Genomic DNA, 14,494 nt, shown 5'->3' on the forward strand with positions numbered 1-14,494 from the left:
CCGGTCAGGTCACTGCCGGCGCCGACGGTCACGGCCTCGGCGGCCATGGCGGGCGCGGCCAGGCCCATCGTGGCGGCCACACCCGCGGCGGCGGCCGTGCCCAGCAGCGTCGTCCAACGCCGCAGACCCTTCGAGGTCGAAGCCTTCATCACAGTGATCCTTCCCCGTTGTGCGCTTACCCGGAGAAGCATGCCGACGCAGGCTCAACCCCAGCTCAAGCGCACATCTGGATCACCGCAGAAGGGGCGCCGGGCAGTGGACCTGCCCGGCGCCCCCCGTCGTACCGCTTACGGCCGCGCCGCTCCGGAACGGACGAACACCGGCATCGTGTCCAGCGTCGTGATGACCGAGGCGGTGGTGCCGCCCGCGTACCGCTTGCCGGTGAAGTAGTCCGTCCAGGTGCTGCCCGGGGGGAACCACACCGTGGTGGACGCGGTCGCGCCCGGCGTCGTCACCGGCGCCACCAGCAGGTCGGGGCCGTACAGGTACTGGCTGCCGGCCGTCGCGTACGCCTCCTGCTCACCCGGGTACGCCAGGTACATCGCCCGGACGATCGGGGTGCCCGTGCGGGTGGCCGCCGCAGCTGCCGCGTACGTGTAGGGCAGCAGCTTCTTGCGCAGGTTGAGGAACTTCTTCGCCGAAGCGTTCGCGGCCGCGCCGTACTGCCAGGGCAGGCGGTCGCTGTGGTTGGAGTGCAGGCGGTCGATCGGCTGGAACGTGCCCATCTGCACCCACCGGGCGTACAGGTCGTCAGGGAGCTTGGTGCTGCCCGGCTCGCTGCCCGGCTCCTGCAGTCCGAAGGTGTGCCCGCCGATGTCGTGGCTGATCGCAGCCAGACCGGTGGCCGCCGACTCGCCCGGCGTGTAGCCGACCTCGAAGCGCAGCGTCTCCCAGTTCGAGATCGCGTCGCCGGTGAAGTGCAGGGTGCTGCGCTTGTCGGCCCACGGCCCGGTCGGCACCGCGCCCGGGTTGCTGTAGCCGCCGGCCTGCAACGACCCGTAGGCCCGGGAGAAGGCGAAGCCCGTCTCGTCGGCGTACTTCTGGTTGATCCAGGCGTCCGGGGTGACCCCGGCCAGGGTGGAGCGGGCGGCGTCGCAGCACCAGTCCAGCCACCAGAAGTCGAGGTTCTTCGCGCCCATCGCCTCGTGCAGCCAGAAGTACGCCTTCAGCTGGTCCGGGTCGCCGAAGTCGAACACGAAGCAGTCCGGGCCACCGTTGCAGCCGGTCCGCTGCAGCTTGCCCTTGGCGATCTCCTGCGCCTGCGCGAACTTCGGGTCGGAGCCGAGGATGCTCGGGTGGATGTTCAAGCCCGTGCGCACCCCCTGCGCGCGCAGCCGCTTGGCGAACGCGTTCCAGTCGGGGAAGCGGGTCGGGTCGATGGCCCAGCCGTTCCACTTGTCCGGCGCCTTGAAGTCGGTGTCCACCACCATGACGTCCAGCGGCACGCCCTCGCTCTTGAAGCGCGACGCGATGCTCTCGAACTCGGCCGCCGTGCGGTCGTAGTACTCCGAGTACCAGACGCCGTACGCCCAGCGGGGCAGCAGCTTCGTCGGCCCGGTCAGCGTGGACAGCTCCCGCAGGCCGCGCCGGTAGTCCTGCCCGTACGCGAAGACATAGCCGTCCTGCCCGGCGGCCGGACGCTGCGTCACGGCACCGGTGGCCGGACGGTAGAGCGCGGACGCCGAGTCGTCGAGCAGCGACCAGCCGTCCTGGTAGAGCAGCCCGCCGTTGGTGCGCGCACCGCCGTTGACGCCGTCGAGGCCGCGCCGGTAACCGCCCAGCGGAGCGTGCGGGGCGAGCAGCGGTGCACCCTTCGCGGCGACGGCGACCGTGTCCACGTTGACGTTGCAGCTCTGGTCGGTGGGGCAGCCGAGCGTCACCGTGTTCGTCCCGGACCGCAAGGGAACCACGACCGACGCCGTACGCCAGTAGTCCCATCCGCTGGTCGGCGGCAGCGTGGCCGTGACGGGCGCGGCGTCGTTCGCCGTCACCGACATGGTCCGGGTCTGCACCGGCTGGCTGCCCGCCTGGCCGTTGGCGTAGCGCAGCTGCACCTGATAGTCGCCCGCGGCCGGCACGCCGGTCACGGTGAGAGCGACCCCCGCACCGGTACGCTCAAGCCCGGCCAGGAACCCCTCACCCGAGTACCCGTTGTGGTCGTCGGCGAGCCGTGCGCCCCCGGCCGGCGCGCCGGTGTCCGCCTCGCAGACCGCGCCGAACGCGCACGGCTGCGGGCTGGGCGGCGTGGGCGCGGGATACCCGGCGCCCGGCGCGAGCACCGCGAGACTGTCGACGTTCACGTTCCCGGAGTCGCCCGCCGTACGCACGAGGCTCACCTCGTGCCGCCCGGCGCTCAGCTCCAGCGGCACGGAGGCGAGCGCCCAGGTGTCCCAGTTCCCGGTCGGCGGCAGGCTCAGCGTCCCGGCCGCGACACCGTCGACCGTGACGGTGAGCGTACGGGCGACGTTCTGCCCGTCCCCGCCGGTGCTGTTGGCGTAGCGGACGGTTAGCTCCTGGGCGCCCGCAGCGGCGGGAGTGACGGCGAAGGTGAGCGCGTTGCCCGTACCTTCGAAACCGGCCGCGAACCCCTGACCGGTGTAGCCGCGATGATCGGTCGCGGTGCCCAGGCCGTGCAGCGCGAGCGCCTCCGCCTCGCACAGGGCACCCGGCGCGCAGTCGGGAGCGCCGAGACCCGCCCAGGGCGCGGCGGTCACCGTCTGCCGGCCCGCCTTCAGGCGTACGGTGAGGTTGTCGGCGGTGAACGGCCCGGAACCGACCCGGTAGCGCAGCGTCGCGGCGCCGGTGTCGATGGTCAGCCAGCCCTGCGAGACCCGCTTGGTGAACCGCGCCGGCGCGAAGTCCGCACGGCCGATCACGTTGAAGGTGTCCTGGTCGGTGAACCGGCCGCCGGGGGAGTACTCGGTTCTGATCAGGGTCGGCGAGAGAACCTGGAACCGGGCGTTCCCGGAGACGACGGTCTGCCGTCGTGCCGCGGAGGCTTGGGCAGAAGCGGGCGGTATCAGGGCCAGGCCGCCCGTCACCAGAAGAAGAGAGGCCGCGGCGGCGACCCTCCGTCGATCGAAGTCGCGCACAGACGCTCCCAGTAGCGAATGAGATCTTTCGATGGCAACGCTGTCATCTATGCGTAACAGAAGTCAATGCTTCGAGGTGCCGGGCGGGCTTGCCGTCAGCCGAGATGCCGCAGCAGGAATGCGCCAGCCGCCGAGAAGGCCTTCGCCTGATTCTCCCGTTTGGTGAATCCGTGGCCCTCATCCGGGAACACCTCGTAGCGGACCTCGACACCGTGGGTGCGAAGGCGTTCGACGATCTGCTCGCTCTCGGCGGGCGGGACGCGGGGATCGTTCCTGCCCTGAATGACCATCAACGGTGCCCGAATGTGCTCGGCGTAGGTGATCGGCGACCGGGCCAGCAGTTCGCCGGCGTCCGCGACGGGGTCACCGAGCATGGTCTCCACCAACGTGCGCCAGGTGGGGGGAGAGGCCTCGGCCAGGGTGACGAGGTTGCTCGGACCGTAGAAGCCGACACCTGCGGCCCAGTTCAGCTCCGGCAGCCGGCTCAGGCAGGAGAGTGCGGCGAAGCCTCCGTACGACGTACCGAAGACGCCGATGCGGCTGCGGTCCACCCAGGGCTCGCGATGGAGGAACGCGACCGCGTCGGCGAAGTCGGCCAGGTCGACGCCGCCCCAGTCGCGGAAGATCCGGCTCTGGTAGCTCCTGCCGTACCCCGTCGATCCGCGCACGTTCGGCGCGAGCACGGCGATGCCGTGGCCGAGCAGGTACTGGTAGAACCCGTCGTACATGTACGCGGGGGTTTCCTGCCAGTTCGGGCCGCCGTGAATGGAGAGCAGGACGCCGGCGGGACGCTCGAGCGCCGCCGGACGGTAGAGAAACGCGGGCACCTGTGCGCCGTCCCGGGTGGGATAGCGAACGAGGCTCGGTTCGACGAAGTCCGCTGCGCTCGCGCGTGCCGGCTTGGCGTTCGTCAGCCACCGGACGGACCCGGTAGCGAGCTCGATCGCTGCGACGTTCCACGGGCGGGTGGGGGTGGACAGCTGCAGGATCGCCTGCTGCCCGTCCGGTGTGAGGCTCAGGCCGCTGCCGGCGCCCACGGGCAGCATCGGCACGTCCACGTCTTTCCCGGTTGACAGGTCACGGGCGCGCAACTGGGCGGATCCGTCGACGCGCACGTTCCATGCGACGACCGCCCCCGACCGGGCCGAAGTCACCTCTTCGATGTCCCAGTCCGGCGTGTCGAGCCAGGACAGCGCGCCGGAGGTCGCGTCCATCACCGCCAGCCCGACGAACTCGCGGCCGGCATTCGTCAGCACGAGGAAACCGCTACCGTCGGGCAGCCACGGTCCGAGCCGGTAGGAGTGCGACTCGTCCTCCGGTGTCAGCCGGACCGCCGGTCCACCGTCCAGCGGCACGACGTATACGAGGTGGTCGGTGTTGGTCGTCCGCCATTCGGCCGCCGTCAACCGGGTGCCGTCGGGAGACCAGTGGCCGGCGACGACTCGCCCGCCGCCCGAGTACACCCGGTGGACGGCCCCGGTGGCCATGTCGCGCACCAGAACGTCCTGGTCCTGCGGCACGCGGTCGTTGCCGGCGTACGCGAGGTGGCTGCCGTCGGGGGAGAAGGGGTCGCCCTGCGCCAAGGCGTACTGCGCGCCGGGCGAGGCCGTCAGGGCGACGGGATCACCACCGGCCGCCGGCACCTGGTAGATCTGCGTACTCTCGTCGCCCCGGGCGTCCGCGGTGAAGACCAGGAGGCCTTCGGCGGGGTGCCAGGCGACGCGCCGCACGGATGAGTCGGTGTACGAGGTGAGCGTGTGCCGCTCTCCGCCATCGATCGACCGGACGGTCAGGTTGAACTGGCCGGACGCGTCATCGACGTAGGCGACCCGGCGGCCGTCCGGCGATACGGCCAGCGTGGGAAGAAGCCTCAGATCCGGCTGGAAGTCGGGATAGTCCGGCATGAGCGCAGCGTAGCGTCGATAACCCTCAATGCGAGGTCCAGGACCAACCCCGCGCGAGCAGGGCGTCGCAGGCGACCACGGCGTCGCGCAGCCGGGTGGGATAGGGCCCGGTCAGGACCCGATGGGGTACGCCCTGAGCCGCCAGCACCTCGGTGAACCGCCGCGTCATCCACGGCCGGATGTCCTCGCCGTCGCGCAGCCCGTCGTCGACGAACGGTACGCACTCGTGGTGGGTCAGCAGGTAGAGATGCGGGGCACGGATCTGGGCGCGGACGGCCGGCGAGCAGCTGCCCAGGTAGCGCTCCTCCCACACGGTGGTCGCCAGGGCATCGGTGTCGCCGAAGAGGATGGGTGAGCCCGTGCGGGCCGCCTCGTCCTCGGCCGCGTTCTGCTCGCGGGCGACCGTCACGAAGTCGGCGCGGTCCCAGGTGACGTCCTCGACCCGGGCGCCGGGGTCGGTCTCGCGGAGCGCCGCCAGCTTGCGTTCGGTGAGCTCGCGGCCGAACTCGGGCACCCACCGCGTGTCCGCCCACACGCCGCCGCGCAGCCGGAAGTGGCGGGCGAGAGCGCGGGCCAGCGTCGTCGTCCCGGTGGACTCGGCGCCCACCACGACGACCCGCCGGGCCAGCCAGGACCGTACGCCGGGGCCGAGCCGCGGCCAGTGGGCGACCGGGTCGGCGCGGACCGCCGTGCCGGAGACGGGCAGCTCCTCGCGCCGGAGGGTGACGGCCGCCGCCCCGAAGCGCCGGGCCAGCTCGGCGCCGTACGGTTCGCCGGAGAACACCGCGTCGACGCGGTCGGTGGCGACGGCCGTGCGGAACACCGCCATGTGCAGGTCCCACACCGCCGGGTCGGCGTAGTCGATCGGGTGGTCGTCGTAGGTGCCGACGAACCGGACGTGGGGCGGGTGCGCCGCCCGCAGCCAGGCCAGGCGCAGCTCGAGTGGTGGGGACTCGCGGGTCGTGGGTGCGACCACCACGGTGACCCGGTCGCAGGCCTTCGCGGCCGCGTCGATGAGGGCGTGGTGGCCGGCGTGCGGCGGGTAGAACTTGCCGACCACCAGGCCGTGGGTGTACCTCATGCGGGCACTGTCGCCGGCGCCGGCAGTGCCGCACGCCAGGTGCGCAGGCCGAGCACGCACAGGGTCAGGAACGCCACGTAGAGGATGGCGGTGAGCCAGAGTTCCTTGTACCCGTACAGCGGGATGTAGATGAGGTCGGCGGCGATCCACAGCCACCAGCTCTCCACCAGCTTGCGCGTCTGGCCGTACGTGGCGAGCAGCGACAGTGCGGTGGTGACCGCGTCGGCGAGCGGCACGGTGGAGCCGGTGAGCCGGTCCAGGAAGAGCCAGAGGGCGGCGGTCAGTACCGCGCCGGCCACGGCGAGCCCGGTCCACTCGCCGGTGGTCGTGGTCCGCACCGTGAGCCCCGCGTGACGCTCGCCGCCGGAGAGCCAGGCCCACCAGCCGTACAGGCCCAGGAGGATGTAGACGATCTGCAGGCCGGCGTCGGCGTAGAGGCCGGCCGACCAGAAGACAACCATCAGCAGCACCACGTTGAGGATGCCGACAGGCCAGTTGAGGATGTGCCGGCGTACCAGCAGCCAGACGTTGACCACCCCGGTGGCGAAGCCGAGGAGCTCCGCCCAGGTGGTCGGTGCCCCGAAGGCGGTGAAGGCGGTCGTCAGCAGCCCGTCGATCATGGTGACAGCATCCCGGGCGGCGCCTCCCCAGGCAAACGGGTACGGCCTCACGTGGGGCGTGCCAGCTCCTCGCCGGTGTGGGCGAGGATCGCGTTGAGGGCCGCGACGTGGATCTTGAGGGCTGTGCGGCCGGCCGGCGTGAGGGCCAGCCAGGTGCGCGGGCGGCGGCCGACGTATCCCTTGCGGACGGAGATGTAGCCGGCCGCCTCCAGGGCGGTGGCGTGCTTGGACAGGTTGGAGTCGGTCAGGCCCACCGCGTCGCGGACGCTGGCGAAGTCGGCTTCGGTGGTCGCGGCGAGGAAGGCGACCAGGGAGAGCCGGGTGGTCGTCGACAGGACGGGGTCCGGCTGCGCGGGATCGGGTTGCGGTGTCACGCCCGGGGGCCCAGCCGTCGGTTGAGCACCACCGCGGCGACGGTCATGAAGACGGCGGTCGCGACGCCGGCGAGGGTGTGCGGCAGCGAGGTGTGCGGCTCGAGGACCTGGAACGTGAGGAACCACACCGCACCGCTGAGCAGCGCGGAGCCGACCAGGGCGGCCCAGCGGACGACGCCCCAGTGGCGGGCTCGGGACTTGACCCGGCGGCGCCGGTCGACGATGAAGGAGCCGGCGACGTAGACGGCGGCCACGCCGAGGAACAGGGGCATGGCGACAGCCGACGGCCGGTCGGTGAAGAAGCCGATGGCGATGAGCCAGAGCGCGGCCAGGGGCACGGCCGGCCACTGGATGGGTGCGTCGGCGGCGACGGCCTGGCGGGTGCGGGAGTCGATGTCCGCGAGGGCGGCGCGGGCCTCGTCGGCGTTGTACTGCGTCATGGCGCTCTCCGGGGGGATAGTACTTTCCAAGTGGAAAGCTATTGCCGAATGTGTAGCACAGTCGGGCCACCCGCGCCAGCCGCGCCGTGAACCGCCGGCCCCTCGGCGCCGTCACACGAGGGCGCGGCGTCCGATCACCCGACGAGAAGAGGTTTCATGCCCGGGACCACTGTCTGGGTCGGCGACGACCTGCCGTCCTACGCCTTCGACCGCCTCCGGGAGATGGCGGCGGCCTCGCCCGGCCGCCCCCGCGACCTGTGGCTGCACGCCGCCGATCCCTCCCGGGTGCCGGAGGTCACCATCAGGGCGGAGCAGGCCGGGTTCGCCGTGCGCGACCTCATGGCCGGGACCGACGACCTGGCCCGGGCGTTGCCGCCGGGCACGCCGTACACCGGGCAGACGCTGCGCGACATCTGGGCGTACGAGATGCGCTCGCACGGGCAGGTCTCCGTCAAGGACATGGCCGTCTACCTGATCGAGGCCCGCAGTGGCGACGTCACCACCGACCTGTCCGTGCGGCCGTCGCCCGGCGCGACCGGGCTGCGCGACGGCGATCTGAAGTTCCCGATGGTCGACGACCGTCCCGAGGCCGTGCTCTACACCGCGATGGACCAGGGCGGCAACCCGTACGACCCGGACAACGACGACGCCCTGATCCCGATGCCGAAGATCGACATCTGGGCCTTCCACGCCCGGCCCGGCGGGGCGGGTCAACAGGTCATGAGCCTTGCCGCGAAGAACATGATCGACCGGTACTTCGCCATGGCCCAGCAGGACATGGCCGAGGGCAACGCCGTTGTGCGATCCGACGACGTCGCCCGGGGCCGGTTCCTGCCGAGCGACATCCGGCCCGGCTCCCGGCTCGCGGAGAAAGCGGATCCCGCCAGCACCTGGCGGGTCACGCTCACCGGCGAACTGGCCGCCCACGCCTTCTACGACGCGTACCGCCAGGTCCGCGGTGTCCCCGGCAGGAACCCCAACAACGGCGCCCCGATGCTCGAGGTCCCCGCCGCGCAATGGGCAGCGGACAGCTGGCCCACCCACCAGCCGGCGCGGAACGTGCGAGTGGCGCCGGACGCCGGGCTGACCAAGACGTACGAGAACTCGTGGAAGCGGGAGGCGGTGAGCGCGGTGGCGGCGGCCGCCGGGGTGTGGCACGACCGGTCCCGCTCCACGTCCGGGAAGTCGTCGCCCGTGGCGGCATCCCCGCCGCGCACGCCTCCTGCGGTCCGGTCGCCGTCGCGGTGACCGTCAGACCGCAGTGACGGCGGCGGCCAGGGCCCGGCGGGCGTAGGCGCGCACGTCGGCGTCCGGGTCCGCACCCGCGGCGCGCAGCGTGGCCGCCACGTCGTTGCGGTGAGCCCACCCGGCCAGGGAGCGGACGGCGGCCCGGCGGACGTCCAGGTTCTCGTCGCCGGCCGCGTGCAGCAGCGCCGGGACGGCCGCCTCGGGCTCGGCGGCCGCGAGCGCCTTCGCGGCGCCCTCGCGGACCTGCCAGGCCGGGTCGGCCAGTGCTTGCCGGGCGACCTGAGCGAGCGGGCCGGGGCAGCCGACCGCAGCCGCGGCCTGGAGCGCGGCACCCCGGACGAGAACGTCGCCGTCGCCGGTGAGCCGGTGCAGGGCGGCGGCACCCCGCGGGTCGCCGACCGTGCCGAGACCGTGGGCGGCGGCCACCCGTATCTCGCGGGCCGGGTCGGTGGCAGCGGCGGCCAGCCCGTCGACGTCGTCGCGGCGCACCAGCCCGCGGACGGCCTGGAGGCGTACCGTCACCTCGACGTCCTCGGCCGCGGCCCGGAAGTCGGCGGCGGTGCCCAGACCGGTGACCCGGAGCAGTTCCACGACGAGCTGCCGGACGGCCGGGTCGACGCTGCCGTACGCGGTCCGCAGCCGGTCGGCGAGGCGCTCCTCGGCGGGCAGCACGTCGGCCAGTTCCCGCAGCCCCGAGGCGGCGGCGGCCCGTACGGACGGGTCGGCGTCGGCGAGGGCGTCCACGAGCGCGTCGGCCACCCCGGCCGGTGCCACCTCGGTCAGCGTGGCCACGGCGGTACGGCGTACCTCCGGCTCCTCGTCGGTGAGGAACGCCGAGAACGCGGGCAGCGCCGGCTGCTGCTCGGCCAGCGCGAGGACCGCGACGATGCGGTCGGCGGCCGGGCCGGCCACCTGTGCGGCCGTACGCTCTCCGCTGCGCTGCCCCGACACGGTGCCGAAGTGGCGCGGTTCGGCCACCGGCGTCTCGGCGGGGCCGGCGGGCGGCTCGAAGGCCTCCACGGGCACCAGGTACTCGGCGACCGGCCGCTTCACGAACTCCATCTCGCCGTCGGCGCGCCGGCGCACGTTGAGGTGGTAGAGCCATTCGGCGTCGTCACGCTGCGGGTGGTCGGTGCGGTCGTGGTAGAGCCCCCAGCGGCTCTCCGTACGGACCAGGGACGCCCGCGCGGCCATCTCGGCGCAGTCGCGGATGAACGTCACCTCGGCGCAGCGCATCAGCTCGTGCGGGGTGCGCGCGCCCATGCCCGCGATCTCGGCGGCCATCCGCTGGAACGTCTCGACGGCGATCTCCAGCTTGGCCGCCGACTTCGGGGGCGCCACGTAGTCGTTGACGAACCGGCGCAGCTTGTACTCGACCTGCGGCTGCGGCGGCCCTTCCGGCCGGGTCAGCGGGCCGTAGATCAGTTCGTGCGCCGCGGCGACCTGGTCGACCGGGAGGGGGGCGGGCGCGACGGGCGGCAGGCCGGCGGCGTGCGTGCCGGCCAGGTCGCCGAAGACGAACGCGCCGATCATGTAGTTGTGCGGTACGCAGGCCAGATCGCCGGCGGCGTAGAGGCCGGGGACGGTGGTGGCGCCGTTCTCGTCCACCCACACACCCGACGCGGAGTGCCCGCCGCAGAGGCCGATCTCCGAGATGTGCATCTCCACGTCGTGGGTGCGGTAGTCGTGTCCGCGCCCGGCGTGGAAGGTGCCTCGCGTCGGGCGCTCCGTGCTGTGCAGGATGCCCTCCAGCGCGCCGATGGTCTCCTCGGGCAGGTGGCTCACCTTGAGGTAGATCGGGCCGCGGTCGGAGTCGAGCTCCCGGGCCACCTCGGCCATCATCTGCCCGGACCAGTAGTCACAGTCGACGAAGCGCTCGCCGCGGTTGTTGACCTGGTAGCCGCCGAACGGGTTGGCCACGTACGCGCACGCCGGCCCGTTGTAGTCCTTGATCAGCGGGTTGATCTGGAAGCACTCGATGCCGGACAGCTCCGCACCGGCGTGGTACGCCATCGCATAGCCGTCGCCGGCGTTCGTCGGGTTCTCGTAGGTGCCGTAGAGGTATCCGCTGGCGGGCAGCCCGAGCCGGCCGCACGCCCCGGTCGCCAGGATCACCGCGCGGGCGGCGACGGTGACGAACTCGCCGCTGCGGGTGTCGAACCCGACGGCGCCGACGGCCCGGCCCTCGTGGGTGAGCACCCGGACCGGCATCACCCGGTTCTCGATCTGGATCTTCTCGCGCATCTCGCGGCGGCGCAGCACCCGGTAGAGCACCTTCTTGACATCCCGGCCCTCCGGCATCGGCAGCACGTACCGGCCGGAGCGGTGGACCTGGCGCACCGCGTAGTCGCCGTACTCGTCTTTCTCGAACTTGACGCCGTAACCCTCGAGCCGTTGCACCATCGCGTGGCCGCGGGTCGCGGTCTGGTAGACCGTGCGCTGGTTCACGATGCCGTCGTTGGCCCGGGTGATCTCGCGGACGTAGTCCTCGGGCGTGGCCTTGCCGGGGATGACGGCGTTGTTGACCCCGTCCATGCCCATCGCCAGCGCCCCCGAGTGCCGGACGTGTGCCTTCTCCAGCAGCAGGACGCGGGCGCCGTGCTCGGCCGCGGAGAGTGCGGCCATGGTGCCTGCGGTGCCGCCGCCGATCACGAGGACGTCGCACTCGAGCTCGCGGCGTTCGGTGAGCGAGGGGATCAGCACGGGACACTCCTGTCGTCGTGGGCGCCGAGGGCGGTGAGGATCTCGCGGCGGGCGGTACGCACCAGCGGGGTGCCGCGGGTGGCGGCGTCGCGCGGGTGCGGGACGTCGACGAGGGTGCGGACGCCTTCGGCGCCGAGCACGGCCACCCGGTCGCCGATGAAGAGCGCCTCGTCGACGTCGTGGGTGACGAAGACGACGGTGGCCGGGGTGGTGCGCAGCACGTCCACGAGCAGCCGCTGCATCGCGCCGCGGGTCTGCGCGTCCAGCGCGCCGAACGGCTCGTCCATGAGGATGGCGCGGGGCTCGCCGGCGAGGGTACGGGCCAGCTGCACGCGCTGCCGCATGCCGCCGGAGAGCTGGGCGGGCAGGCGGTGTCCCTGACCGTCGAGGCCGACCTGCGCCAGCCAGTGTTCGGCGCGGGCGCGGCGCCGCGCCCGGGCCACCTTCCGGATCGCGAGGGGCAGCTCGACGTTGCGCCGGGCCGTACGCCAGGGGAGCAGCGCGTCGTCCTGGAAGACGAGGGCGCGGTCGGGCGAGGGGCCGGTGACCGTGGCGCCGTCCGCGCTGAGCGTCCCGGCGCAGACCGGCAACAGGCCGGCGAGGCTGCGCAGCAGCGTGGACTTGCCGCAGCCGGAGGCGCCGACGACGACCAGCACCTCGCCCGGGTGGACGTCGAGGCTCAGGTCGCGGACCACGGGTTCGCCGCCGTGGCCGAGGCTGACGCCGTCGACGCGCAGCGCGAGGCCGGTGCGGGCGCTCATCGCGCACCGCCGCGGGCGGGCAGCCAGCGGGTGACGCGCCGGCCCAGCAGCTCCACCGCCGCCGCGGTACCCCAGCCGAGCACCCCGATGGTAATCATGCCGACGAGCACGGCCGGATAGTCCACGATGGTGTACGCGTGCCACGTCCGGTAGCCGACGCCGAAGTCCCCGGAGATCATCTCGGCGGAGATGACGCAGATCCAGGACACGCCCATGCCGACGGACAGCCCGCCGAACACGCCCGGCAGCGCCCCGGGCAGCACCACGCTGGTGAGCACCCGCCACCGCCCGCCGCCCATGGTGCGGACGGCGTCCTCCCAGACCGTCGGGAGCGCGCGGACGGCGTGCCGGGTGCTGACGAGGATCGGGAAGAACGCCGCGGTGAAGGTGATGAAGACGATGCCCTGCTCGTTGCGCGGGAACAGCAGGATGGCGACCGGCACCAGCGCGATGGCCGGGATGGGCCGGACCACCTCGAACAGCGGTTGCAGCAGGTCGGACAGCAGCCACGAGCGGGCGACCGCGATGCCGGCGGCGATGCCGGCCAGCGCGGCGAGCGCGAACCCGGTGAGGATCCGGACCAGGCTCTGCGCGATGTCCTGGTAGTACACCGGGTCCTGGAGCAGGCGCCCGAACTGGGCGGCGACCTCGACCGGCGTGGGCAGCCGGTCGAACCGGACCCACGGGGTGGCGTCGGTGACGGTGAGCCACTGCCAGATCAGCAGAGCGGCCACGAGGGAGGCGAGGCGTACCGCCCAGCGCAGGCCGGTCACGCGCCGCCGGACCGGGGGCAGGGCAGTGGCCGGCCTCGCCGGGGCGAGGGGTTCGGCGACGGTGGACACGGCGGTCATGCGGCGCTGACCGCCTGCTCGTACGACAGCACCGCGCTGCCGGTGTGCGCCGACGCGTACCGCTGAGCGGCCGCGGTGGTCACGAAGGGCAGGAACTGGGCGCCGTCGCGTACCCATGCCGTCTTGTCGGCGAACCAGCGGGTGCCGGTGCCGGCGTCCGGGACGTACGCGGCGCGGATCTGCTTGCCCGCGGCGCGGGCGGCCTTGACAGCGCGCAGCAGGCAGCCCGGGTCCGCGGCGGCCTGGGTGGTCTTCTCGCCGGCCAGCCACAGCTCGCTCGCGGTCGCCGGGTCGCGTACGGCCTTGTGGCAGACGGCGTCGGTGCCGCCCAGCGCCGCCTTGTTGGCGGTGCTCGCCTCGTCGGCCGGGTAGCCGGAGCCGTACACCTGCTTGAGGTAGCTGTCGTCGACGAAGGCGTTGAGGTCGATGTGCTGGAGCACGCCGATCGAGGTCAGGAACGGCACGTCGCGCTCGAGGGCCTGCCGCAGCGAGGGCTTGAGCGTCAGGTCGAAGGTGGCGATGCCGTTGGCGCCGTTGTAGAGGTAGACGACCTCGGCCGGCAGCCCGGTCTCCTTGGCGACGATCTCGGCGGCCTGGACGGGCTGCTGCCAGAGGAACCTGCTGGCGTCGAGCTGGGCCTGCAGGAAGGCCTTCACGACGTCCGGGTGGGCGCCGGCGTACTGCTCGCGGACCACCGTGCCGTGCAGGGTCGGCACATTCAGCTCGCCGCCGTCGTAGAGCACGGTGGCCTGTTCGCGATGGACCAGCAGGCCGGGCCAGGCGACGAACTGGGAGAGCGCGTCGACGTTGCCGGACTGCAGGGCCGAGGCGCCCACCGGCGGCTGCTGGTTCTCGATCTTGACGTCCCGCTCGGGGTCCAGGCCGGACCTGCGCAGCGCCTGCACCAGCGTGCCGTGCGCGGCGGAGCCGGAGCTGGTGGAGACGACCTTGCCGCGCAGGTCGGCCAGCGAGCGGATCGGCGACTTCGGCGCGACGACGACGGTGTTGAGGGCACCGTGCAGGTTGTAGCCCGTGACGGCGACCATCTTGGTCCGCGTCTGCTCCGACTGCTGCCCCCGGGCGCCGTTGATCAGCAGTGGGTAGTCGCCCATCGAGCCGATGTCGATCTTGCCGGCCATCATCTGCGCGGTGATCGGGGCGCCGGTGTCGTAGTCCTGCCACGTGACGGCGTACTTCTTGCCGGTCCGCCCGCCCAGCTCCGCGAGCCGTCTCTCGAAGAAGCCCTGGGCGCGCAGCAGCGTGCCGGCGGTGACGGTGTTGATGGTCTTGGACTGGTAGCCGACGACGACGGGCTCGCTGCCCGCCTCGGCGGCCTGGCCGGCGACGGTGCAGCCGGCAGCGGCGGTGACGACCGCCAGCGTGGCCGCGAGACGGGCGATGCGACGGGACTTCATCGGGA

The 14,494-nt window shown here is 72.7% G+C and carries 11 protein-coding genes; 1 reads left to right on the forward strand and 10 read right to left on the reverse strand.

Going from position 1 to position 14,494, the window contains the following annotated elements; all coding sequences use genetic code 11:
• Window positions 1–287 precede the first annotated feature (287 nt).
• The 6 genes from AB0J80_RS28770 to AB0J80_RS28795 form a co-directional block, all read right to left on the reverse strand.
• Window positions 288–3,092 (reverse strand): TIM-barrel domain-containing protein, encoded by a 2,805-nt coding sequence (locus AB0J80_RS28770; RefSeq protein WP_364710961.1) that lies wholly within the window; start codon window positions 3,090–3,092, stop codon window positions 288–290.
• A 95-nt stretch (window positions 3,093–3,187) separates the two neighbouring features.
• On the reverse strand, window positions 3,188–4,996 hold the full coding sequence (locus AB0J80_RS28775; RefSeq protein WP_364710963.1) for a S9 family peptidase: 1,809 nt from the start codon (window positions 4,994–4,996) through the stop codon (window positions 3,188–3,190).
• A gap of 25 nt (window positions 4,997–5,021) precedes the next feature.
• A complete protein-coding gene (locus AB0J80_RS28780) occupies window positions 5,022–6,077 on the reverse strand; it encodes an AAA family ATPase (protein ID WP_364710965.1) in 1,056 nt (351 codons plus the stop codon).
• The gene (gene pnuC, locus AB0J80_RS28785; protein WP_364710968.1) at window positions 6,074–6,697 is read right to left on the reverse strand and encodes a nicotinamide riboside transporter PnuC; all 624 of its coding nucleotides are present in this window, start codon (window positions 6,695–6,697) and stop codon (window positions 6,074–6,076) included. The genes AB0J80_RS28780 and pnuC overlap by 4 nt, the downstream gene beginning before the upstream one ends.
• A gap of 47 nt (window positions 6,698–6,744) precedes the next feature.
• Window positions 6,745–7,071: a transcriptional regulator gene (locus tag AB0J80_RS28790; RefSeq protein WP_364710970.1), complete on the reverse strand. Its 327-nt coding sequence runs from the start codon at window positions 7,069–7,071 to the stop codon at window positions 6,745–6,747.
• On the reverse strand, window positions 7,068–7,511 hold the full coding sequence (locus tag AB0J80_RS28795; RefSeq protein WP_364710972.1) for a hypothetical protein: 444 nt from the start codon (window positions 7,509–7,511) through the stop codon (window positions 7,068–7,070). The genes AB0J80_RS28790 and AB0J80_RS28795 overlap by 4 nt, the downstream gene beginning before the upstream one ends.
• Window positions 7,512–7,667: 156 nt before the next feature.
• On the opposite strand from AB0J80_RS28795, the gene AB0J80_RS28800 reads away from it, so the two are divergent.
• Window positions 7,668–8,759 (forward strand): hypothetical protein, encoded by a 1,092-nt coding sequence (locus tag AB0J80_RS28800; protein ID WP_364710974.1) that lies wholly within the window; start codon window positions 7,668–7,670, stop codon window positions 8,757–8,759.
• A gap of 3 nt (window positions 8,760–8,762) precedes the next feature.
• Here AB0J80_RS28800 and AB0J80_RS28805 read toward each other — a convergent pair whose 3' ends face one another.
• The 4 genes from AB0J80_RS28805 to AB0J80_RS28820 are packed head-to-tail and all read right to left on the reverse strand — an operon-like array spanning window position 8,763 to window position 14,489.
• Entirely contained in the window at window positions 8,763–11,462 is a 2,700-nt protein-coding gene (locus tag AB0J80_RS28805) for a fumarate reductase/succinate dehydrogenase flavoprotein subunit (RefSeq protein WP_364710976.1), read from the reverse strand.
• On the reverse strand, window positions 11,456–12,223 hold the full coding sequence (locus AB0J80_RS28810; protein WP_364710978.1) for an ABC transporter ATP-binding protein: 768 nt from the start codon (window positions 12,221–12,223) through the stop codon (window positions 11,456–11,458). The genes AB0J80_RS28805 and AB0J80_RS28810 overlap by 7 nt, the downstream gene beginning before the upstream one ends.
• Entirely contained in the window at window positions 12,220–13,074 is an 855-nt protein-coding gene (locus AB0J80_RS28815) for an ABC transporter permease (RefSeq protein WP_364710981.1), read from the reverse strand. Before AB0J80_RS28815 ends, AB0J80_RS28810 begins: the two co-directional genes overlap by 4 nt.
• Window positions 13,071–14,489, reverse strand: a complete 1,419-nt coding sequence (locus tag AB0J80_RS28820) for an ABC transporter substrate-binding protein (RefSeq protein WP_364710984.1) — start codon at window positions 14,487–14,489, stop codon at window positions 13,071–13,073. The genes AB0J80_RS28815 and AB0J80_RS28820 overlap by 4 nt, the downstream gene beginning before the upstream one ends.
• Between the last annotated feature and the right edge of the window lie 5 nt (window positions 14,490–14,494).

It is taken from the genome of Actinoplanes sp. NPDC049548 (assembly GCF_040676695.1).
Lineage (GTDB): Bacteria > Actinomycetota > Actinomycetes > Mycobacteriales > Micromonosporaceae > Actinoplanes.

What these genes read in the sequence shown, in the direction of transcription:
- AB0J80_RS28775 (WP_364710963.1), bottom strand. Translation starts at nt 4,996, where the DNA reads ATGCCGGACTATCCCGACTTCCAGCCGGATCTGAGGCTTCTTCCCACG.
- AB0J80_RS28780 (WP_364710965.1), bottom strand. Translation starts at nt 6,077, where the DNA reads ATGAGGTACACCCACGGCCTGGTGGTCGGCAAGTTCTACCCGCCGCAC.
- pnuC (WP_364710968.1), bottom strand. Translation starts at nt 6,697, where the DNA reads ATGATCGACGGGCTGCTGACGACCGCCTTCACCGCCTTCGGGGCACCG.
- AB0J80_RS28795 (WP_364710972.1), bottom strand. Translation starts at nt 7,511, where the DNA reads ATGACGCAGTACAACGCCGACGAGGCCCGCGCCGCCCTCGCGGACATC.
- AB0J80_RS28800 (WP_364710974.1), top strand. Translation starts at nt 7,668, where the DNA reads ATGCCCGGGACCACTGTCTGGGTCGGCGACGACCTGCCGTCCTACGCC.
- AB0J80_RS28810 (WP_364710978.1), bottom strand. Translation starts at nt 12,223, where the DNA reads ATGAGCGCCCGCACCGGCCTCGCGCTGCGCGTCGACGGCGTCAGCCTC.
- AB0J80_RS28815 (WP_364710981.1), bottom strand. Translation starts at nt 13,074, where the DNA reads ATGACCGCCGTGTCCACCGTCGCCGAACCCCTCGCCCCGGCGAGGCCG.
- AB0J80_RS28820 (WP_364710984.1), bottom strand. Translation starts at nt 14,489, where the DNA reads ATGAAGTCCCGTCGCATCGCCCGTCTCGCGGCCACGCTGGCGGTCGTC.